This window comes from Actinomycetota bacterium, assembly GCA_030776725.1.
Taxonomy (GTDB): Bacteria; Actinomycetota; Nitriliruptoria; order Nitriliruptorales; family JAHWKO01; genus JAHWKW01.
Genome location: JALYHG010000192.1, coordinates 1 through 2382 on the forward strand (window position 1 = coordinate 1; position 2382 = coordinate 2382).

General features: G+C 69.1%; 2 protein-coding genes. Both read left to right on the forward strand.

What is annotated here, in order from left to right; all coding sequences use genetic code 11:
- Positions 1 to 101 precede the first annotated feature (101 nt).
- Positions 102 to 1157 carry a type IV pilus twitching motility protein PilT gene (locus M3N57_09180; protein MDP9022848.1) on the forward strand — a complete coding sequence of 352 codons (1056 nt, stop codon included), beginning with the start codon at positions 102 to 104 and terminating at the stop codon, positions 1155 to 1157.
- Between the two features lie 11 nt (positions 1158 to 1168).
- A partial coding sequence (locus M3N57_09185) for a type II secretion system F family protein (GenBank protein MDP9022849.1) occupies positions 1169 to 2382 on the forward strand: 1214 nt, incomplete at its 3' end.

The window sequence follows — 2382 nt, forward strand, 5'->3', positions numbered from 1 at the left end:
CTCCGCGGCCGGCCGCGGGCCTGCCACCCGACCCGCATCCGACGCCGCCGCCGCAGACCGCCGCGCCGCAGCTGGCCTGGGAGCAGGAGCAGGCGGTCGACCTGGACGCCCTGCTGCTGGACCTGCTCAACCGCGGCGGCTCGGACCTGCACCTTACGGCCGGCATCCCGCCGACCGTGCGCGTCGACGGCGAGCTGGAGCGCCTGGACGACTACCCGCTCATGACGCGCGACGAGCTGCAGAAGATGCTGTACGGCGTCCTCACGCAGCGCCAGCGCGAGCACTTCGAGAACAACCTCGAGCTCGACGTGTCGTACCAGATGCCCGGCCTGGGCCGCTTCCGCGTCAACGTCTTCCAGCAGCGGGAGTCGATGGGCGCCGTGATGCGCGTCATCCCCTTCGAGATCCCGGAGCTGGACACGCTGGGCGTACCCACACAGGTCGCCAACTTCGCCTTCATGCAGCGCGGGTTCGTGCTGGTCACCGGCCCGACCGGCTCGGGCAAGTCGACCACCCTGGCCGGGCTGGTCGACCTCGTCAACCGCGAGCGGGCCTGCCACATCATGACCGTCGAGGACCCCATCGAGTTTCTCCACCGCCACAAGCGCGCCGTCGTCAACCAGCGAGAGCTCGGCACCGACACGCAGAGCTTCGCGGCCGCGCTCAAGCACGTCCTGCGCCAGGACCCCGACGTCATCCTCGTCGGCGAGATGCGCGACCTGGAGACGATCCAGGTGGCGCTCACCGCCGCGGAGACGGGGCACCTGGTCTTCGGGACCCTGCACACGCAGGACGCGCCGCAGACCGTCGACCGGCTCATCGACGTCTTCCCGCCCCACCAGCAGGAGCAGATCCGCGTCATGCTCGCCGGCGCGCTTCAGGGTGTGTTGTGCCAGCAGCTGCTGCGCAGGGTCGACGGGCAGGGTCGCGTGGCCGCGTGCGAGCTGATGATGGCCACGCCGGCGATCCGCAACCTCATCCGGGAGGGCAAGACCCACCAGATGTACTCGTCCATCCAGGCCGGCAAGCAGCACGGCATGGTGGCCATGGACCAGTCGCTGGCGGCGCTCGTGCGCGCCGGCAAGGTGAGCTACGACGCGGCGCTGGAGCGGTGCGCCAGCGTGCCTGACTTCAACCGCCTCGCCGGGCGGGACTAGCCGGGACGCGCATGGCCACAGCCACCGAGTTCGCCTACACGGTCCGGGACCGTCAGGGCCAGACCCGCTCAGGGACGCTCGACGCTCCGGACAAGGAGACGGTCGCCCGCAAGCTGGCCGAGATGGGCTACGCGCCCGTGTCCATCTCCAGGACCAGGGGCGAGGGCCTCAAGACCGAGATCAGGATCCCCGGCTTCGGCCCCAAGGTCGGCCTCAAGGACCTGGCGATCTTCTCGCGTCAGTTCTCCACCATGATCGGCTCGGGCCTGTCGCTGGTTCGGACGCTGAACATCCTCACCGAGCAGACCGAGAACAAGGAGCTGTCGCGCATCGTCGGCGAGGTCCGCGGCGCCGTCGAGAGCGGCAAGCCGCTGTCGTCGTCGATGGCCGAGCACGAGGCCTTCCCGCCCCTGTACATCGCCATGGTCCGCGCCGGAGAGACGGCCGGCATGCTCGACCGGGTCCTGCTGCGCATCGCCGACACGATGGAGAAGGACGTCGCCCTGCGCGGCAAGATCAAGTCGGCGCTGACCTACCCGGCGGTCGTGCTGGTGCTGGCTCTGTTCTGTGTGCTCATCATGCTCATCTTCATCGTCCCGACGTTCGTCGAGCTGTTCGACCAGCTCGGGGGGGAGCTGCCCCCGCCCACGAAGGTCCTGCTATTCCTGTCCGGGCTGGTCCGCAGCCGCTGGTACGTCATCATCTTCCTGCCGCCGCTCTTGTGGCGCGCCTTCAAGTGGGCCCGCAAGCAGCCGAGGATCCGCTACCAGCTGGACCGCCTGAAGCTGCGGCTGCCCGTCTTCGGGCAGCTGTTCCACAAGCTGGCCCTGTCGCGGTTCACGCGGAACCTCGGGACGCTGCTGCGCGCCGGCGTGCCGATCCTGCTGGCGCTGGAGATCACCGGGGAGACCATCAACAACGGGGTGGTCACCGACGCGGTGGGCGACGTGCAGGCGTCGGTGAAGGAGGGCGAGAGCATCGCCCGCCCGCTGAACGCCCATGCGGTGTTCCCCGCGATGGTCACCCAGATGATCGCGGTGGGCGAGGAGACCGGCGCCCTGGACACGATGCTCGAGAAGATCGCCGACTTCTACGACGACGAGGTCGCACGGGCGACCGAGGCGCTGACGGCGATGCTCGAGCCGCTGATGATCGCCGTACTCGGCGGACTGGTCGGCTCGATGGTCATCGCGCTGTACCTGCCGATGTTCAAGATCTTCGACCT